This is a genomic window from Planotetraspora sp. A-T 1434 (assembly GCF_025420585.1).
GTDB lineage: Bacteria > Actinomycetota > Actinomycetes > Streptosporangiales > Streptosporangiaceae > JAOEGB01.
On the sequence record NZ_JAOEGB010000002.1, the window covers coordinates 315,990 to 332,497 of the forward strand.

General features: G+C 72.3%; 12 protein-coding genes. 7 read left to right on the plus strand and 5 right to left on the minus strand.

The features are described from left to right. Positions 1-32: 32 nt before the first annotated feature. Positions 33-1,022: a ferrochelatase gene (locus tag N5079_RS04770; RefSeq protein ID WP_261582163.1), complete on the plus strand. Its 990-nt coding sequence runs from the start codon at positions 33-35 to the stop codon at positions 1,020-1,022. 32 nt (positions 1,023-1,054) lie between these two features. Here the strand turns inward: N5079_RS04770 and N5079_RS04775 are convergent, their stop codons facing one another. After that, complete coding sequence (locus N5079_RS04775; protein ID WP_261582164.1) at positions 1,055-2,263, minus strand: lytic transglycosylase domain-containing protein; 1,209 nt, start codon at positions 2,261-2,263, stop codon at positions 1,055-1,057. Between the two features lie 232 nt (positions 2,264-2,495). Here N5079_RS04775 and N5079_RS04780 point away from each other — a divergent pair, with 232 nt between their 5' ends. Further along, the gene (locus tag N5079_RS04780) at positions 2,496-3,686 is read left to right on the plus strand and encodes an MFS transporter (RefSeq protein WP_261582166.1); all 1,191 of its coding nucleotides are present in this window, start codon (positions 2,496-2,498) and stop codon (positions 3,684-3,686) included. A 79-nt stretch (positions 3,687-3,765) separates the two neighbouring features. Beyond that, positions 3,766-5,073, plus strand: a complete 1,308-nt coding sequence (locus N5079_RS04785; RefSeq protein WP_261582167.1) for a D-arabinono-1,4-lactone oxidase — start codon at positions 3,766-3,768, stop codon at positions 5,071-5,073. Between the two features lie 258 nt (positions 5,074-5,331). On the opposite strand, the gene N5079_RS04790 is transcribed toward N5079_RS04785, so the two are convergent. Further along, on the minus strand, positions 5,332-5,499 hold the full coding sequence (locus tag N5079_RS04790) for a hypothetical protein (RefSeq protein ID WP_261582168.1): 168 nt from the start codon (positions 5,497-5,499) through the stop codon (positions 5,332-5,334). Between the two features lie 263 nt (positions 5,500-5,762). On the opposite strand from N5079_RS04790, the gene sepH reads away from it, so the two are divergent. Then, the gene (gene sepH, locus N5079_RS04795) at positions 5,763-8,288 is read left to right on the plus strand and encodes a septation protein SepH (protein ID WP_261582169.1); all 2,526 of its coding nucleotides are present in this window, start codon (positions 5,763-5,765) and stop codon (positions 8,286-8,288) included. A gap of 1 nt (position 8,289) precedes the next feature. Here sepH and N5079_RS04800 read toward each other — a convergent pair whose 3' ends face one another. Together N5079_RS04800 and N5079_RS04805 are read right to left on the minus strand one after the other, a co-directional pair. Beyond that, entirely contained in the window at positions 8,290-9,918 is a 1,629-nt protein-coding gene (locus tag N5079_RS04800) for a PH domain-containing protein (RefSeq protein ID WP_261582171.1), read from the minus strand. Then, positions 9,915-10,430, minus strand: a complete 516-nt coding sequence (locus N5079_RS04805; protein WP_261582172.1) for a PH domain-containing protein — start codon at positions 10,428-10,430, stop codon at positions 9,915-9,917. The genes N5079_RS04800 and N5079_RS04805 overlap by 4 nt, the downstream gene beginning before the upstream one ends. A 155-nt stretch (positions 10,431-10,585) precedes the next feature. On the opposite strand from N5079_RS04805, the gene N5079_RS04810 reads away from it, so the two are divergent. Continuing rightward, positions 10,586-11,548, plus strand: coding sequence for an ATP-binding cassette domain-containing protein (locus N5079_RS04810; protein ID WP_261582174.1), 963 nt, complete (start codon positions 10,586-10,588; stop codon positions 11,546-11,548). A 76-nt stretch (positions 11,549-11,624) separates the two neighbouring features. Next, positions 11,625-12,437, plus strand: a complete 813-nt coding sequence (locus tag N5079_RS04815; RefSeq protein WP_261582175.1) for an ABC transporter permease — start codon at positions 11,625-11,627, stop codon at positions 12,435-12,437. Positions 12,438-12,470: 33 nt separating this feature from the next. On the opposite strand, the gene N5079_RS04820 is transcribed toward N5079_RS04815, so the two are convergent. Continuing rightward, positions 12,471-15,683, minus strand: a complete 3,213-nt coding sequence (locus N5079_RS04820; RefSeq protein WP_261582176.1) for an AfsR/SARP family transcriptional regulator — start codon at positions 15,681-15,683, stop codon at positions 12,471-12,473. 231 nt (positions 15,684-15,914) lie between these two features. Between N5079_RS04820 and N5079_RS04825 the strand changes: the two genes are divergently transcribed. Continuing rightward, positions 15,915-16,460, plus strand: coding sequence for a YbhB/YbcL family Raf kinase inhibitor-like protein (locus N5079_RS04825; RefSeq protein WP_261582177.1), 546 nt, complete (start codon positions 15,915-15,917; stop codon positions 16,458-16,460). The last annotated feature ends 48 nt before the right edge of the window (positions 16,461-16,508 follow it).

Consider the following 16,508-nt stretch of genomic DNA (forward strand, 5'->3'; position numbering starts at 1 on the left):
ACCGGCCCCCGGCGCGCGTAGGGTGTGGGGTCATGGGGAGCACCAACGCCTACGACGCGCTACTCGTCGTCTCGTTCGGGGGGCCGGAGAAGCCCGAGGACGTCATGCCGTTCCTGGAAAACGTGGTCCGCGGTCGCGGGGTGCCGCGTGAGCGGCTGCTCGAGGTCGAGGCGCACTACCAGGGCTTCGGCGGGGTCAGCCCGATCAACCGGCAGTGCCGTGACCTGATCGACGCGCTCGACGTGGACTTGCCGGTCTACTGGGGCAACCGGAACTGGCATCCGTTCCTGGAGGACACCGTCCGCCAGATGGCCGCCGACGGGGTCCGCAAGGCGGCGGCGTTCGTCACGGCGGCCTACAGCTCCTACTCGAGCTGCCGGCAGTACCTCGACGACATCACGCGGGCGCGGGCGAGCGTCCCGGGCGCCCCGGAGATCGTCAAGCTCCGCCACTACTTCGACCACCCGGGCTTCATCGCGGCGATGGCCGACCACACCCGCGAGGCGCTGGACCGGCTTCCCCAGGCCGAGCGGGACGGCGCGCGCCTCGTCTTCACCGCGCACAGCATCCCCGTCTCCATGGCCCGTACGGCCGGGCCGTCCGGCGGGGCGTACGAGGCCCAGCTCCGGAGGGCCGCCGCGCTCGTCACCGAACAGGTGAAGGCGCAGGACGCAGGGCGGCCGTGGGACCTGGTCTGGCAGAGCCGCAGCGGCCCGCCGCACATCCCGTGGCTGGAGCCCGACGTCTCCGACCATCTGGAGGCGCTCCACGCCGAGGGCGTCCGGGCGGCCGTGCTCGTGCCCATCGGATTCGTCTCCGACCACATGGAGGTCGTCTACGACCTCGACGTCGAGGCGGCGGCCACGGCGGACAAGCTCGGGATGGCGCTCACCAGGGCGGCCACGGCGGGCACGCATCCGAGGTTCGTGTCCATGGTGAGCGAGCTGCTCGCCGAGCCGGAGCCCGCGCCCTGCGCCGCCACCTGCTGCCCGGCCCCCGTCAGGCGACCGGCGGCCTCGTAGAGCCTCATAGGAGCACCTCCAGGCTCGGGAGCTCACGAGTACGTGCGGGCATAGGCGGTGGCGAGGGACAGGACCCGGTCCACGTAGGCCCAGGAGTGGTTGTAGAACCACACCGACTTCCTGAGCTTCTCGCCGCCGAGCCCCGCGCCGTTCGCGCACAGATACTTGGCGGCGGCCGGGACGGCGTCGTAGGCGCTCCAGATGTCGGCCTGGCCGTCCCCGTCGCCGTCGACCCCGTAGGACTTCCAGGTGCTCGGCATGAACTGCATGGGTCCGAGCGCTCCCGCCGACGACGGCCCGTTGTTGCGCCCATGGCCGCTCTCCACCTGACCGATGGCGGCGAGCACGGTCCAGGAAAGGCCGGGGCAGAGGGTCGCGGCCCGCTGGTAGAGCTCCAGGTAGCTCTCGGGCCGTCCCACGAGCGCCTGCCGCGCCGCCGGCGGGGGCTTGGGGTCGGCACGGGCCGGGCCCATGGTCACCACCTGGGCCTTGGGGCCCAGAAGACGTCCGACGCGGTGCTCGTCGACCTTGCCGGAGTCGCCGTGGACGAGCACGACCACCCCGGAGGCGAAGCCGAGTTTCCGCCCGAGATCCTTGCTGATCAGGCCGTCCACCCCCGGAAGCCCCAGCGACGCCGAGGCCGCCACCCGCAGCCGCGGGCCGCCGTCGAGCTGGTATTCGGCGCCAAGGACCATGCCCAGCCGCTTGATCGTCGCGCCGTCGGCCACGAACTCGTTCCGGGCCAGGGCGCTCCACACCTCCGGGTGCTCGGCCACCGGCTTGGGGGTCCACGACCGGAACTGGGCGGGATCGACGGCGAGCAGTTGAAGGCCGTTGCCGGAGATGCGCACCGTGCCACCGTCGGTGGCCGCCACCTTCTGCACGTGGCGGAGAGCGGCGATCTTCCGTAGCGTCCTGGCCGACACCGGGGACGGCGAGATCGCCATGAGCCGTGGCGGGGTGACCTGGACACCGGGACCGCCGATGACCGGCGAGTTCGACGGCAGCGTGGGATCCGGCACGAGCGCCGCGGCCGGGCTCTGAGCGGCTGTGTCTCCCTCGCCTACGGCTCCCTCGCCTCTGTCCCCCGCGCCCGTGTCTCCCTCGCCTATGGAGACACCGGGCGTTCCAGCGCCGTCCAGGATCAAGAAGGCGCATCCCGAGGCGATGACGACCGTGATCACCGCCGCGAGCCCGGCCACGAGGGTGCGAAGGGTTGTGAACCGGGGAACAGGGCGCACAAGGCTCACGTTAAACCCTTCATCCCAGAGACGTAAAAATCACTTGCACTTGACGGGCCGGTGCGTCAGGGTAAAAGGTACGCAAAGGTTCAAATAGGATAAAACACCGTCCGCGTGCCATGGGTGCGATCACCCGCGGCCGCCCGCCACTCCAGTTGGCGCGCCCGGACGCACGGCGACCTCTCCTCCGGGTGAGATCGCCGCACAAGGCAGTGCCGAAGGGGAATGCGACATGGTCGGGCCGTACCGGGGTCTGTTCGGCACGCCGGGAGTCAAGGGCTTCGTCATCGCGGGGTTCGTCGGGCGGATCCCGATGTCGATGCTCGGCATCGGCATCGTCCTGCTCATCTCGGCGCTCACCGGCTCCTACGCCACCGCAGGCGCGGTGGCCGCGACGGTGTCGCTCGCCTACGCCGTCGCCGCTCCCCTCTCCGGCCGGCTCGTGGACAGGTTCGGCCAGGCGCGGGTGCTTGTCCCCTTCGTCTTCCTCCACGGGGCCGCGCTCGCCGGCCTGATGCTGTGCGCCCACGGCAAGGCTCCCGCCTGGACGCTCTACGCCACCGGCGTGGCCGTCGGCGGCACCGCCACCTCGCTCGGCTCGATGGTCCGGGCCCGCTGGTCGCACGTGCTCGACGACTCCGCGAAGCTGCACATCGCGTTCTCCTTCGAGTCGGTGGCCGACGAGGTCATCTTCGTCGGCGGCCCGGCGTTCGTGACGGCCCTCGCGACCACGGTCAGCGTGTACTCGGGACTCATCGTGGCGCTCGTGCTGACCGTGGCCGGCACCCTCGTGTTCGCCGCCTTCAGGCGGACCGAGCCGCCCGTCGTGCGGCACCGGGGGGACGCCGGGTCGCCGATCGCGATCCCGGGGGTGGCGCTGCTGTCCGCCGTCTTCCTCTCCATGGGATCGGTGTTCGGCTCGCTGGACATCATCACCGTCGCCTTCGCCGAGGAGCACGGCGACAAGGCCGCGGCCGGCCTCATGCTCGCCTCGATCGCGAGCGGCAGCATGCTCTCCGGCCTGTGGTACGGCTCGCGCAACTGGAAGATCAGCCTCCGCGGCCGGTTCGTCAGGGGGCTGTCGCTGTTCACCCTGGGGCTGACCCCGGTGCTCCTGATGGATGACATCCGTGCCATGTCGGTCGCGCTGTTCTTCGCCGGACTGTCCATCTCGCCCACCCTCATCACCGGCTTCTCGCTCATCCAGCGTCTGGTCCCGGCCGCGCAGCTCACCGAGGGCATGTCGTGGATCTCAACGTCCATCGGCTTCGGGGTGGCCGTCGGCGCCTGGGCGGGCGGCCGGCTGACCGACCTCTACGGCGCCTCCAACGCGTACGGCTTCTCCTACGCCTGCGCGCTCGTGGCGGTGGCCGTGGGCGTGACCGGGTCCACGCTCATGCGGGTGGAGCGGCGCACCTCCTGACCCATAGGCAGCCGCCTGCTTTATGAGTAGTGTTCATGTTCCTGGCGGGGGCCCGGGCAGGCCGCCGGCAAGGAGGAACATGGACGCCTTCGTCAACTGGGCGCGGAACCAGTCGATCACGCCCTCGGAGGTCCGTACGCCCGTGTCGGCGGACGCGGTGGCGCGAGCCGTACGGGACGCGGCGAGCAGCGGTCGCCGGGTCCGCATGCTGGGCACCGGACACTCGTTCACGGGCGTGGCCCTCACCGACGGCATCCTGCTGCGGCCCACGGCCCTGACCGGCGTCCTCGGCGCGGGCGACGGGTGGGTCAAAGTCGCCGCAGGCACCCCGCTCAGCGCCCTCAACGAGGAGCTGGACCGGCGCGGCCTCGCCCTGGCCAACATGGGGGACATCACCGCCCAGACCGTCGCGGGGGCCATCCAGACCGGCACCCACGGCACGGGCCGGGAGATCGGCGGCCTGGCCGACCAGGTCTTCGAGATGGACATCGTCCTCGCCGACGGCACGCTCGCGACCGTGCGCGACGGCGACCTGTTCGACGCGGCCCGGGTCGGCCTGGGGGCGCTCGGCATCCTGACCGCGGTGACGTTCCGCGTCGAGCCCGCCTTCCTTCTCCGCAGCCGCCGCGAACCGCTGCCGTTCAGCGGCATCCTGGAGTCGCTCGACGAGCTGACCGAGGCCAACGAGCATCTTGACTTCTTCTGGCTGCCGCACACCGACACGTGCCTGGTCAAGCGGAACAACCGCTCCCCCGGCCCGGCCCGGCCTCCGGGAGCCTTCAGGCGCTGGCTGGACAACGTGTTCCTGGAGAACACGCTCTTCGGCGCCGTGTGCGCGGTGGGCGCCCGCTTCCCCGGCGCCATCCCCCGCATCAACGCGATCTCGGCGAGCGTGCTGAGCGCGTCGGACTTCGCCGACCGCTCGTACAAGGTCTTCACGTCCGTGCGCGAGGTCCGGTTCCTGGAGATGGAGTACGCCATACCGCGCCACCATCTCGCCCAGGCGCTGAGGGAGACGCGCGACCTGATCGAGAGGGCGGGGTGGAAGATCACCTTTCCGGTCGAGGTCAGGGTGACGCCGCCGTCCGGCGCCTGGCTCTCCACCGCGTACGGCAGGCCGTCGGCGTACGTCGCCTGCCACGTCTACCGCCCGACGCCGAACGACGCCTACTTCGAGGGCGTCGAGGAGATCATGACGAGGCTCCGGGGCCGGCCGCACTGGGGCAAGCTGCACACCCGCGACGCGGCCTACCTGCGCACGGTCTACCCGAAGTTCGCCGACTTCGTGGCGCTGCGCGACAAGCTCGACCCCCAGGGCCTGTTCACCAACGACTACCTGGACCGGGTCCTCGGCACGCCGCCGGATGCGCCCCGGCAAGGCGCATGATCAGCGAAGGCATTCGGCCAGGTCGGCAGGCTTGATCAGGAATCCGCGCATGATCACGCGGGGGATGGGGGCGGCGGGCGGTAACCCACGGTGGCGTAAAGCCCGTTCCCCTGATCGGGCTGGCCGGGCGTGTCCCGTTGCGTCGGCGGGCTCCGGGGCAGGCACATTGCGGAACACGGGCGGCCTGAGCCCGGCGCGCCATTCGACCTCGAGGGAGCACGAGCAGATGAACCCCTCTCGCGGATCCGGCCCGACGCTTCACGCGGCCCGGGCCGCCACCGCGGCCCCGACGTCTCCCACCGAGTCGCCCCTTGAGCCGCTCACCACGTCGCCGCTCCGGGACGGGCAGAAGGCGCGCACCACCTCAGGAACAACGACCCGCTCTCTCGCGTCCTCACCGGAGCCCGCCACCGCGACCGGCGGCATCCGGAGACAAATCCGGCGGCAAATCCGGCGGCAAATCCGGGAGCAAATCCGGGACAATTGGTCCAAGGCACCCAGCCGCTCCCCCTCGACCGGCGGTCTGTAGCAAGGTGAACGAGACCAATGTGACCGGGGTCACAACATCCTCCCCGCCTCTGGGCGAGGCGATGTTCGGACATGCCGGGTACGGTGCTGGAAGGCAACCGGCTCACGCGAGAGACTCAAGGGTCCGGGGGAAGACTCAGCACGACGACGAAGGGACTCGCATGCAGGAGCTCCGCCTCGTCGCGGTAAGTGAGGACGGTACGTATCTCGTCCTGGCCACGGCCGGGCGGGGTACGCGGTTCACGCTTCCCGTCGACGATCGGCTCCGCGCGGCGGTCCGCGGCAACTTCTCCCGTCTCGGCCAGTACGAGATCGAAGTGGAGAGTCCGTTGCGCCCCAAGGAGATCCAGGCTCGTATCCGCGCCGGTGAGACGGCGGAGGAGATCGCGGCCACCGCCGGAATCCCGGTGGAACGCGTCCGCTGGTTCGAGGGACCCGTTCTCCAGGAGCGCGAGTACATGGCTCAGCAGGCTCAGCGCGTCTCCGTCCGCATGCCCGGCGAGAACACGCCGGGTCCCACGCTGGGCGATCTCGTCGCGGAGCGGCTGACCCGGCGCGGCGTCCCCGCCGACGAGATCGACTGGGACTCCTCCAAGCGCGACGACAACCTCTGGCGGGTGAAGCTCGGCTTCGTCTGGAACGGGCACACCCGGCATGCCGAGTGGCTGTTCGACCCCCGCCGCCGCCACATCACGCCCAACGACGACGAGGCCATGCGCCTGTCCGCGGCCGAGTACGTCGAGCCGGCCAGGGATGACGCGACCGTGCGCCCCTTCGTGCCGCGGCTCGCGTCCAAGCTCGCCCCCGTGCCGCCGCTGCCCGACTCCACGCTTCCCTCACGCCAGGAGCCGCTCCGCCGGGCGGAGGCCGAATACGACTTCCCAGCCGTACGGCACGAGCCGCTCCGGCATGACCCCGTACGCCATGAGCCCGCCGCCCTGGCCGAGCCCCCGGGGCGCTTCGAGCCCCCCGCCTGGCATGAGCCCGCCGCCCTCGCCGAGCCCGCCGTACGGCACGAGCCTCCGGGACGCCTGGAGGCACCGCTGCGCCACGAGCCGCCCGGACGCCTCGAGCCGCCCGCCCGGCAGGAGGCCACGCGGCTGGAGCCCGCCACCTGGCCGGAGCCGCGCCACGAAGAGCCCGCGGCGTACCGGCCCGAGCCGATCCCTGTGCCCTTCCGTCTCCCCGACCCCGTGGTCGAGCCGGAAGAGGCGGCATCCACCCGCCTGCCCGAGCCCGTGACCGAGCCCGTGACCGAGCCGGAAGCTCGCTTCGCCCGCCTCCCCGAACCTCCGGTCGAGCCGGAAGCCACCCGGGTTGCCCCCCGCATGCCGGAACCCGCAACCGAGCCGGAAGCCGCCCGCGTTGCCCGCATGCCGGAGGCGACGCCGGTCGTTCAGAGGCTCGCCCCTCCCCAGCAGTCGCAGCTTCACGACACGTCGGCGGGCCCCGCCGATCGCGCCGCTGATCGCCCCGCAGTGCTGCGCCCCGTGGCGGATCCCGAGCAGCGGCCCGCGAGCTCGAAGACCGCTGCGGAGGAGGAGCCCGCCGCCCCCAGCGCGGCCGAGGCGTCCACCGCCCCCTCAATGGAGGAGACGGTCACCGCCTCTGCGAACGGCACATCCACCGCGCTCACTGCGGACGACGCACGCACCGCGGCCAGTGCAGAGGAGGCGCACACCGCGCCCACTGCGGATGACGCGCTCTCCTCCCCCGGTCGGCAGGATGCGTCCACCGTCGTTCCGGAGGAAGAGTCCGCCGCTCCCGAGACGCCCGCCACCCCGGCTGAGGTTCAGGCCGGCCACCGCACCGAGACCACGCCTGGTGCAGCCGCGAGCCAGACCAGCACCGCACCTGATGCGGCCGCGAGCCGGACCGACACCGGGCCCCGCGCCGCCGACGGGCCCGCTGACGCGACGCCAGGTGCCATTCCTGGCGCGTCCGAGGGTGCGCTCGGCGCCGTGTCGCCGGGCGCGCCGACCGGCGATGCCGGCCCACAGCCCGCCGCCGAGCCGGGCGATGCCGGCCGTACGCCCACGATCGCCGCAGACGGTGGCGAGGACGGCCTCAGGCCCGGTGAAGGGGACAGCGCCAGGCCCAGTGACGCGGACAGCACTGAGGACAGCACCGAGGACGGCGCCAGGGACGGCGAGAGGGACAGCGCCGCCGTGAGCGCCGCGAAGGCCCCGGACCCCGTCACCGGTGCCCCGGAAATGGCCGCGGCGAACCCGAAGAGCACTACTGACACCGCCGGCCCGAACGCCGCTGAGACCAGCGCGAAGAGCTCTACGGACATCGCCGCGGACGCCCCGGTCCGCTCCGCGGAGGCCGCCACGGCCGCCACGGTCGCCGCGGACATCGCCGGAAGCAGCGCGAAGAGCGCTCCGGACGCCGTGAAGCCCGACGCCGCTGAGAGCGACGCGAAGGGTGCTGCCGAGGTCGCGTCGGGCAGCACGGCGGCTCCTCCCGCGGATGCCGCCAAGGACGCCGTGAAAGACGTCACCAGGGACACCGGCAAGGACGTCGCGAAGGACACCGCTAAGGACACGGCGAAGGACGCCAAGCCTGAGACGCCCGCACCGCCTGTTCCGAAGCCGGCTCCTCCGCGCCCGAGGAAGTCCCGGGGCCGCCGCGCCTCGGTCCCGACCTGGGACGAGATCATGTTCGGAGCCCGGAAGCAGGACTGAACTATGACGGCGGCTTGCTGAGGAACGGACGGATCCAGTCGGGAGTGACCTCGGCGGCGAACTCGACGCCCTGAGCCTCCCCCGTGTCGATCGCGAGATAGCCGCCGCTGCCCGCGCCGACCCCGGCGACGACCGTCAGCACGCCCGACGACCGCTGGAACAGCGTCTGCCGCACGGTCCAGCCGACGATCGCGCGGCGCTCCACCACCGCCTGCGCCCGTCGGAGCGATCCTGAGCGGACCGACAGCCGCGTGCCGTCGTACGCGTGTCCGAGGGAGCGATAACGGTCGAGCCCGAGAGGGATGCCGACGGCGGCCAGAGCGAGAGCGGCGAGCGTCACGACGGCCCATCCGAGCGCGAGCGCCACCGCGGCGGTGACCAGCCACGGCGCGACGGCGCGGAACAGCCTCCGGCGGCGGGCCCGCGGCGGATGCGGCCGCAGTGGGGCCGAGAGGGGCCCGATGACCTCAGAGGCCACCGCGGCGGCGAACTTCCTGGGCGTCACGGGCAGCAGCTGCCCCCGGGTCTGGGAGTCGCCCAGGCCGGTGACCACGGCCCACAGCCGCACGACCCCCACCCAGCGCTCGATCAGCCCGTCGACCAGCTCGTATCCCCTGATGCGGCGGAGCTCCAGCGACACCGCACGGCGAGTGACCAGGCCGCGCTCGGCGATGAGGTACCCGTCGCGGGAGCGAAGGGAGAAGTCCCAGTTGAAGATGGCGTACGCGATTCCACCGGCCAGCGGCATGGCCAGCACCAGCACGACGACGACGGCGACCGGCAGGACGGGATGGGCCCAGACCCACTCGACGGCCCGCCTGACGTTCCGTTCGGTGAGGCCGAGCTCGTCACCCCATTGAAAGACCAGGCCGACCGCGCCCGCGGCCAGCGCGAACGGGGTCAGAAGGTATGCCCCCGACAGCGGGCCGTACCTCAGCCAGGAGCGCGGCACGCGAGCGTGCACCTGCTCCGGCACATGAGCGGCGGGGATGGGCACATGAGCGGCGGTGGTCCCGGCCGGAAACGCCGGAACACCCGGCCCGGCACCCGATCCGGCATTCGACCCGATATTCGATGGCATATCGGACCCGGCATGGTCGCGGGCCAGGCTTCCCTGCGGGTGGGGAAGGGCCGCGGGCCCGCGGGAGAGCAGCACGGCGCGCAGTCGCTCGGCCTCCCCCATCGTGAGCCCGTCGAGCTCGCCCTCCGCGTCCCCGCCGCCCGCACCCGTGTCGATCTTCAGTACGGCGAGGCCGAGGAGGCGATGCAGAGGCGGGGTGGTGATGTCGACGCCGCGGATCCGCTCCAAGGGGATCGTCCGGACCGAGCGGCCGACGAACGCCCTGGTCAGCTCCACGCGGTCAGCGGTGACGCTGTAGGTGAACGTCACCCATCGGATCACCGCGTACAGCACCGACCCGGCCACGCCGAACGCCGCCCAGCCGAACGACGTGGGCGAGAACCCGCCCGCCACGAGCACGCCCATGAGCGGCAGGAACAGCGAGGGCAGCATCCGGATGGGGTCGATCAGCAGGACAAGCGGGCTCAGCCGCGCGGCCCCCTGCCCGTACGGCTGCCGCCCCGGCTGTGCCGTACCGGGCCGGGAAGGAGGAGAGCCGGGGCCGGTCACGTGGCGTCGTCCCTGAGCTCCTGGGCCCGGCGGGCCAGTTCCTCCGCCAGGCGGGCGGCCACCTCGTAGTCGAGACCCTGGATGGTGGACGACCCGGCGTGGGACGCCGTCCTGATCCGCACGGTGGCCAGGCGCAACACGCGCTCGAACCAGCCCTGGGCCTTGTCCACGGTCTGGATGCGGCTGACCGGCACGAAGACCCATTCACGGCTGAGCCACCCGGAGCGGGCGTAGACCACGTCCCCGGCCAGCTCCCAGCGGTGGACGGCATAGCGCCACAGCGGCTCAACGATCACGAAGGGGAGCATCACGACGGCGACGGCCACGGGCAGCAGCCACGCGTGGTCCGACAGCCAGCCGGGGACGAGCGCCCAGTCGCTGCCACCGATCCAGTACGCGACCAGCGCCGCGCCGCCGACCAGGAAGCCGAACCCGATCAGCGCCTCCACGAGCCACAGCGCGATCGCACGCCGCGACACGCGGTGGGCGGGATCCCGCAGCGGACCTCTCACATTCCCCACCCTAAGAGATCGCGGGAGGGCCGTCAGCGATCTGTCAGCGGCTGATATCCACCCCGGCGAGCATGTCAGCCGCCCTCAGCGAGCCCTCAGAGAACTGTCAGTGCCGTGGTCCATGGTGGGGGTGACCTGAGCAACGGAGATGAATCATGAGATACGCGATCCAGGCCGAGGGGCTGGCCAAGCGATACGGCGACACCAAGGCGCTCGACGGGGTGGATCTGGAAGTCCCGGAAGGGCGCCTGCTGGGCGTGCTGGGGCCGAACGGCGCGGGGAAGACCACGGCGGTGCGCATCCTCGCCACGCTGCTGCGGCCGGACGGGGGCCGGGCGCAGGTGGGCGGGTTCGACGTCGTACGGCAGGCCCACCAGGTGCGGTCGCTGATCGGCCTCACGGGGCAGTACGCCGCGGTCGACGAGGCGCTGACCGGCATGGAGAACCTGGTGATGATCGGCCGGCTGCTCGACATGCCGAGGGCCGATGCCCGGCGGCGCGCCGCCGAACTGCTGGAGCGCTTCGACCTGACCGAGGCGGGCGGCCGGGCCGCGAAGACCTACTCGGGCGGCATGCGCCGCCGCCTCGACCTCGCGGCGAGCCTGATCGGGCACCCCACGGTGCTCTTCCTGGACGAGCCGACGACCGGTCTCGACCCGCGCAGCCGCACCGAGCTGTGGGGCGTCGTGCGCGACCTCCAGCGCGAGGGCGTGACCGTGCTGCTCACGACGCAGTATCTGGAGGAGGCCGACCAGCTCGCCGACGACATCATCGTGTTCGACCACGGCAAGGTGATCGCGTCCGGCACGTCGGACGAGTTGAAGGCGACGACCGGCGGTCAGGTGCTGGAGGTCCGGCCCGCCGAGGCGGCTCATGCCGACCTGGTCGCGCGAGTGGTGGCCGATGTCCTCGGCGCCGCGCCGGACCTCTCGGGGGGCCTGGTCACCGCCGCCGTGCGGGATCCCGCGGTCGTCCCGGCGATCGTCCGCCGCCTCGACGACCTGGGCGTGATCGCGGCGGAGCTGTCGCTGCGCAAGTCGAGCCTCGACGAGGTGTTCCTGGTCCTGACCGGCCACCGGGCCGAGGACGGATCGGAGACCGAGGAGGCCGCGGCGTGAGCACATTAGGCAGAGACCCGCACGGCATCCGGCGGGAGACCCACGGCGCCACGGGCGTCACTGTTGAGGAGAGGCAATGACAACGATCACCCAGACCGCTCCGGCGGTCGTCGTCTCGCCGCGGGTCAGCCCCGCGGCCACCCTCCGCCACACCATGACGCTGGCGTGGCGGAGCCTGGTGCAGGTCAAGCACAACCCGATGGAGCTGATCGACCTCAGCATCCAGCCGATCATGTTCCTGCTGCTGTTCACCTATGTGTTCGGCGGGGCCATCGCCGGCTCGACGGGCGACTACCTGCAGTTCGCGCTGCCCGGCCTGGTGGCGCAGAACATGCTGTTCGCGAGCATGACCACGGCGGTCGGGCTGAACACCGACATCACGAAGGGCGTGTTCGACCGGCTGCGCAGCCTGCCGATCGCGCGATCCGCCCCGCTGGCGGGGCGGATCGTGGCCGACAACCTCAAGCAGGTGTGGGCGTTCGCCCTGTTCCTGGGGCTCGGCATGGTCCTCGGCTTCCGCGTCCACATGGGCGTGGCCGGCGTCCTCGGAGCGCTGGCGCTGCTGGTGACCTTCGCCCTCGCCATGTCATGGGTCGCGGTGCTCGTGGGCCTCAAGGCGGCCGACCAGGAGAAGGTGCAGGTCCTGATGTTCTCCCTGATGATGCCGATCACCTTCACCAGCAACGCCTTCGTCCCGACGAAGACCCTGCCCACCTGGCTGCAGAAGTGGGTCGAGGTCAACCCGGTGAGCCACCTCGCCGACGCGGTTCGCGGGCTGCTGGGGGGCGGCCCGGTCGCCTCCCACGCGATCATCTCGCTCCTCTGGGCCGCCGGGCTGGTGCTGGTCTTCGCCCCGTTCTCGATCCGTGCCTTCCGTAACCGGATCTGAGCGGCGGCCACGACGGTGGAGTGGGGCTCAGGCCTACCGGGCGAAGGCGACGACCTCGTCCCTGGTCATCGCGCGGCCGCGCTCGTGGCACCGGGTGAACTCTCCGTGCCCGAGCGCCGCCTTCGCGGCCTCAGTGACGCGGACGTGGTCGAAACCCACGACGTCGAAGAACCCCCGGATGGCGCCCGCCCCGCCGAGGAGCACGGCCGCCCTCGCGTGGTCGCCTTCGAGAGCGGCGAGGCAGGCGTATCCGATGATCACGTGTCCGACGACCGGGCCGTCCTGGGCCTCGACCGCCAGGGCGAGCGCCTCCCCGTGCAGCCTCCGGGCCCGGCGGGCGTCCCCCTCCTGCTCGGCCAGCATGCCGAAGGACGTGCTGAGCGTGGCCTCGAACTGCTTCGGGACCAGGCCCGGCCCGTCCAGCAGCCGCAGCGCGTCCTGATAGTGCGTGCGGGCCGCGTCGAAGTCGCCGTCCTCGCGGGCGAAGTCGCCCCTGATGTGCCGCACCCCGGACTCCCCGATCACATCCCCGGTGGTGGCGCAGAGCCGGTCGGTCTCGTCCAGCACCGCGATCGCGGCCTGCCGGTCGCCGTCCGCGTTGAGGGCGATGGCGAGCCGGGTCCACATGTACGGGGTTTCCTCGACCGCGCCGACCTCGTTGACGAGCGCGATCGCCTCCTGCATGACCGGGATGGCCGCGGCGGTGTCGCCGCGCATGGTGCTGGCCTCGGCGAGCGCGGCGAGGGCGTTGCCCATCCCCCACCGGTCTCCGACGGCGCGGAACCCGTCGAGCGAGATGCGGATGTCGGCCTCGGCCTGCGCCACCCGGCCGCTGTTGAAGTGCAGATGTCCCCGGAACATGTACGCGGCGGCCCCCACCCAGGGATCGGGGTGGCCCAGCAGGTCCTCCACATGCGACGCGGCCTGCGGTTCGGACCCGAGGAAGAGCGCGAGGACGGGCATCGCCAGCGCGATCAGCGGATGCGGCGGCCCGGCGGCGCCGGCCGCCGCGAGCTCGCTCGCCGTCGTCAGGCTCGCGCGGGCCTCGTCCCGGGTCAGCGCCCCTCCGGCCCACGTGATGCCGTGGACGGCGTGGGCCAGGGCCAGCTTCAGGGGATCGCCGTCGCCCGCCACGCGGATGGCCTCCGCCGCCCGGTGCGCGCCCTCCAGCCGGTGGCCGACCAGCCACCAGTACCATCCGAGCCCGCCGACCAGCCGCAGAGCGAGGTCGGCCTCACCCTGGTCGGTCGCCCAGCGCAGCGCCGCCGAGAGGTTGTCGTGCTCGGCCGACAGGCGCCGCAGCCACTCCACCTGCTCTCTGCGGCGCAGATGCGGCTCGGCCTCCTCGGCCAGTTCGGCGAAGAACCGGGCGTGCGCCAGCCGTACGCCACGCTCGTCGCCCGACTCGGCCAGGCGTTCGGCGGCGTAGGCGCGGATCGTCTCCAGCATCCGGTAGCGCTCTCCGTCGAACACCACCAGGGACTTGTCGACGAGACGGCCGAGCACGTCGGGGTCGCCCTCGCACACCTGCTCGGCGCTCTCCAGCGTGGCGCCGCCCGCGAAGACGGCCAGGCGCGCCGCGAGCGCGCGCTCCTCCTCGTCGAGCAGGTCCCAGCTCCACTCGACGACCGAGCGCAGGGTCTGGTGCCGCGGCATGGCCGTACGGCTCCCGCCGGTGAGCAGGCGGAAACGGTCGCCGAGCCGGTCGGCGATCACCTCGGCGGACAGGGTGCGCAGCCGCGCGGCGGCCAGCTCGATGGCGAGCGGCATGCCGTCGAGGCCGCGGCAGATGCGCTCGACCACCTCACGGTCGTCCTCTGGCCGGTAGCCCGGCCGGGCGGCCGCGGCCCGGTCGGCGAACAGCCGTACGGCATGGCCGAGGTCGAGCGGCCGGACCGGCCACAGCATCTCGCCGGTGATCCCCAGCGGCTCGCGGCTGGTCGCCAGGATCCGCACGCCCGGGCAGTCCGCGAGCAGCCGGTCGGCGAGCGTCGCGGCGGCGCCGACGAGGTGCTCACAGTTGTCGAGCACGATCAGCATGGCGCGCCCCGACAGAGCGGCGAGCAGGCGGCCGGTCGCGTCGGCGTCGGGCACCTGGCTCGCCGACGGGGCCCGGACCGGGACCAGGCCCGTGTCCCGCAGGCCCAGCGCGGCGAGCACGGTCTGCGGGACCTCCGCCGGGTCGAGCACCGGCGCCAGCTCCACCAGCCACGCCCCGTCGGGAAGGCGTGCCGCGAACGCCTCGGCGGACTCGACCGCGAGCCTCGTCTTGCCCGCCCCTCCCGGGCCGAGCAGGGTGACCAGGCGGTGGGCCGCCAGCAGCTCCCCGGCCCACTCGACGTCCTCCTCCCTGCCGACGAAGCTGGTCAGCCGCGCCCGCAGGTTCCCCTTCCGTACGGCTCTCGAGTCCAACGCCGGCCGCGGAGACGCCTCGGGCCGGCCCCGACCCGGATCCGGTTCACGGTCTGGGCCCGGCCCTTGATCCGGGGGTGCGGGGAGCGCGAGGTCGCCACGCAGCATGGAAAGGTGCAGGCCGGTGAGTGCGGGCGACGGGTCGGCGCCGAGCTGGTCGGCGAAGGCGGCCCGAGCGTCCTCGTAGGCAGCGAGCGCCTCCACCCGGCGTCCTGAGCCGTAGAGGGCGCGCATGAGCTGGCCGCGCAGCCGCTCCCGCAGTGGGTGGGCGGCGACCAGCGGGGAGACCTCGGGCACCAGGTCCGGGGATCGTCCCAGCAGGAGCTCGGCCTCGATCCGGTCCTCGGTGGCGGCGAGCCTCAGCTCCTCCAACCGGGAGACCTCGACGCCGACGCGCGGCCCGGACGGGTGCAGGTCGGTGAGCGGCGCGCCGCGCCAGAGGCCGAGCGCGTCCTTGAGCGTCAGCGCGGCCCTCTCGGTGTCGCCCGCCGCCAGCGCGGCGCGGCCCTCCCGGGCGAGGCGGGCGAACAGGTGCACGTCGACCTGGTCCGGCGACACCATGAGGCGATATCCGGACGGGTCGGCGACCACGAGGCCGCGGTCGATCGTGGCGCGGAGCCGGGAGACCAGGGCCTGAAGGGCGTTGCCCACGCCGGTCGGAGGGTTGTCCTCCCACACTCCGGCGACGAGGGCGTCCATGGGGACGGTGCGCCCGGCGTCCAGGAGCAGCAACGTCAGCACAGCACGCAGCCGCTGCCCGCCGACCTCGATCAGCCGGCCGCCCCGGCGCACCTCCAGGGGGCCCAGGACGGCGAAGCTCACGCCCGTGTCCACAGTCGCCCCCTTTTCATGCCTCGATTGTGGCCGGACCTCGATTGTGGCCGAAAGGGAGCGTTCCGCGCGCCGCGGAGGCTCCGGCCGCCGCCGCGGAAGCGCGGCGACAGCGGACTTGACGAATCGTAAAAGGCGCGACAGCAGGTGAGAGGCGTGGGCGGACCCGGGCCGTGGTACGGATCAACGCGATCGGGTCAGGGCACCTTTGCAATCCGCGTAGCATCATCGGGCATGGGGTCGCCGAGTAAGTCACCGGTCGCGCGAGTCGCCGCCGCCATCACGGCGGTCACGCTCGCGGCGTCGGGCTGCGGGATCCTGGGCGGCGGATCGCCCAGGAACCTCGACGTGATCAGTGTGTCGAGCCCGCGGTTCCGCGACGGCGCCCCCCTGCCGCACGGCTATTCCTGTAGTGGAGGGCTGGGCAATCCGCCGCTCCGCTGGTCCGGTACATCGGGCGCCAAGTCCGTGGCGCTCGTGGTCGACGACAACAACACACAGAGCGGCGCGGAGGTGCACTGGGTGGTGTTCAACATCGATCCGAACACCACCGAGCTGGGCGAGAACGGCGTCCCCAGGGGCGCGCGGCAGGGCCGGACGACAAACGGGAAAGTGGGCTATATGGCCCCCTGCCAGCCCAACGGCAGTTACCGTTTCACGGTCTACGCCCTGAACGCGAAACTCGATCTCCAGCAGGGCGCCCCCCTCGCGGAGACCCTGGAGCGCATCGCCGATCACACCATCGCTCGCGGACGGCTCACGGCGGACAACATCGAGTGACATGCTGAACACCGGAGGAAGTCGTGCTACACCAATCTTCACCTAGGG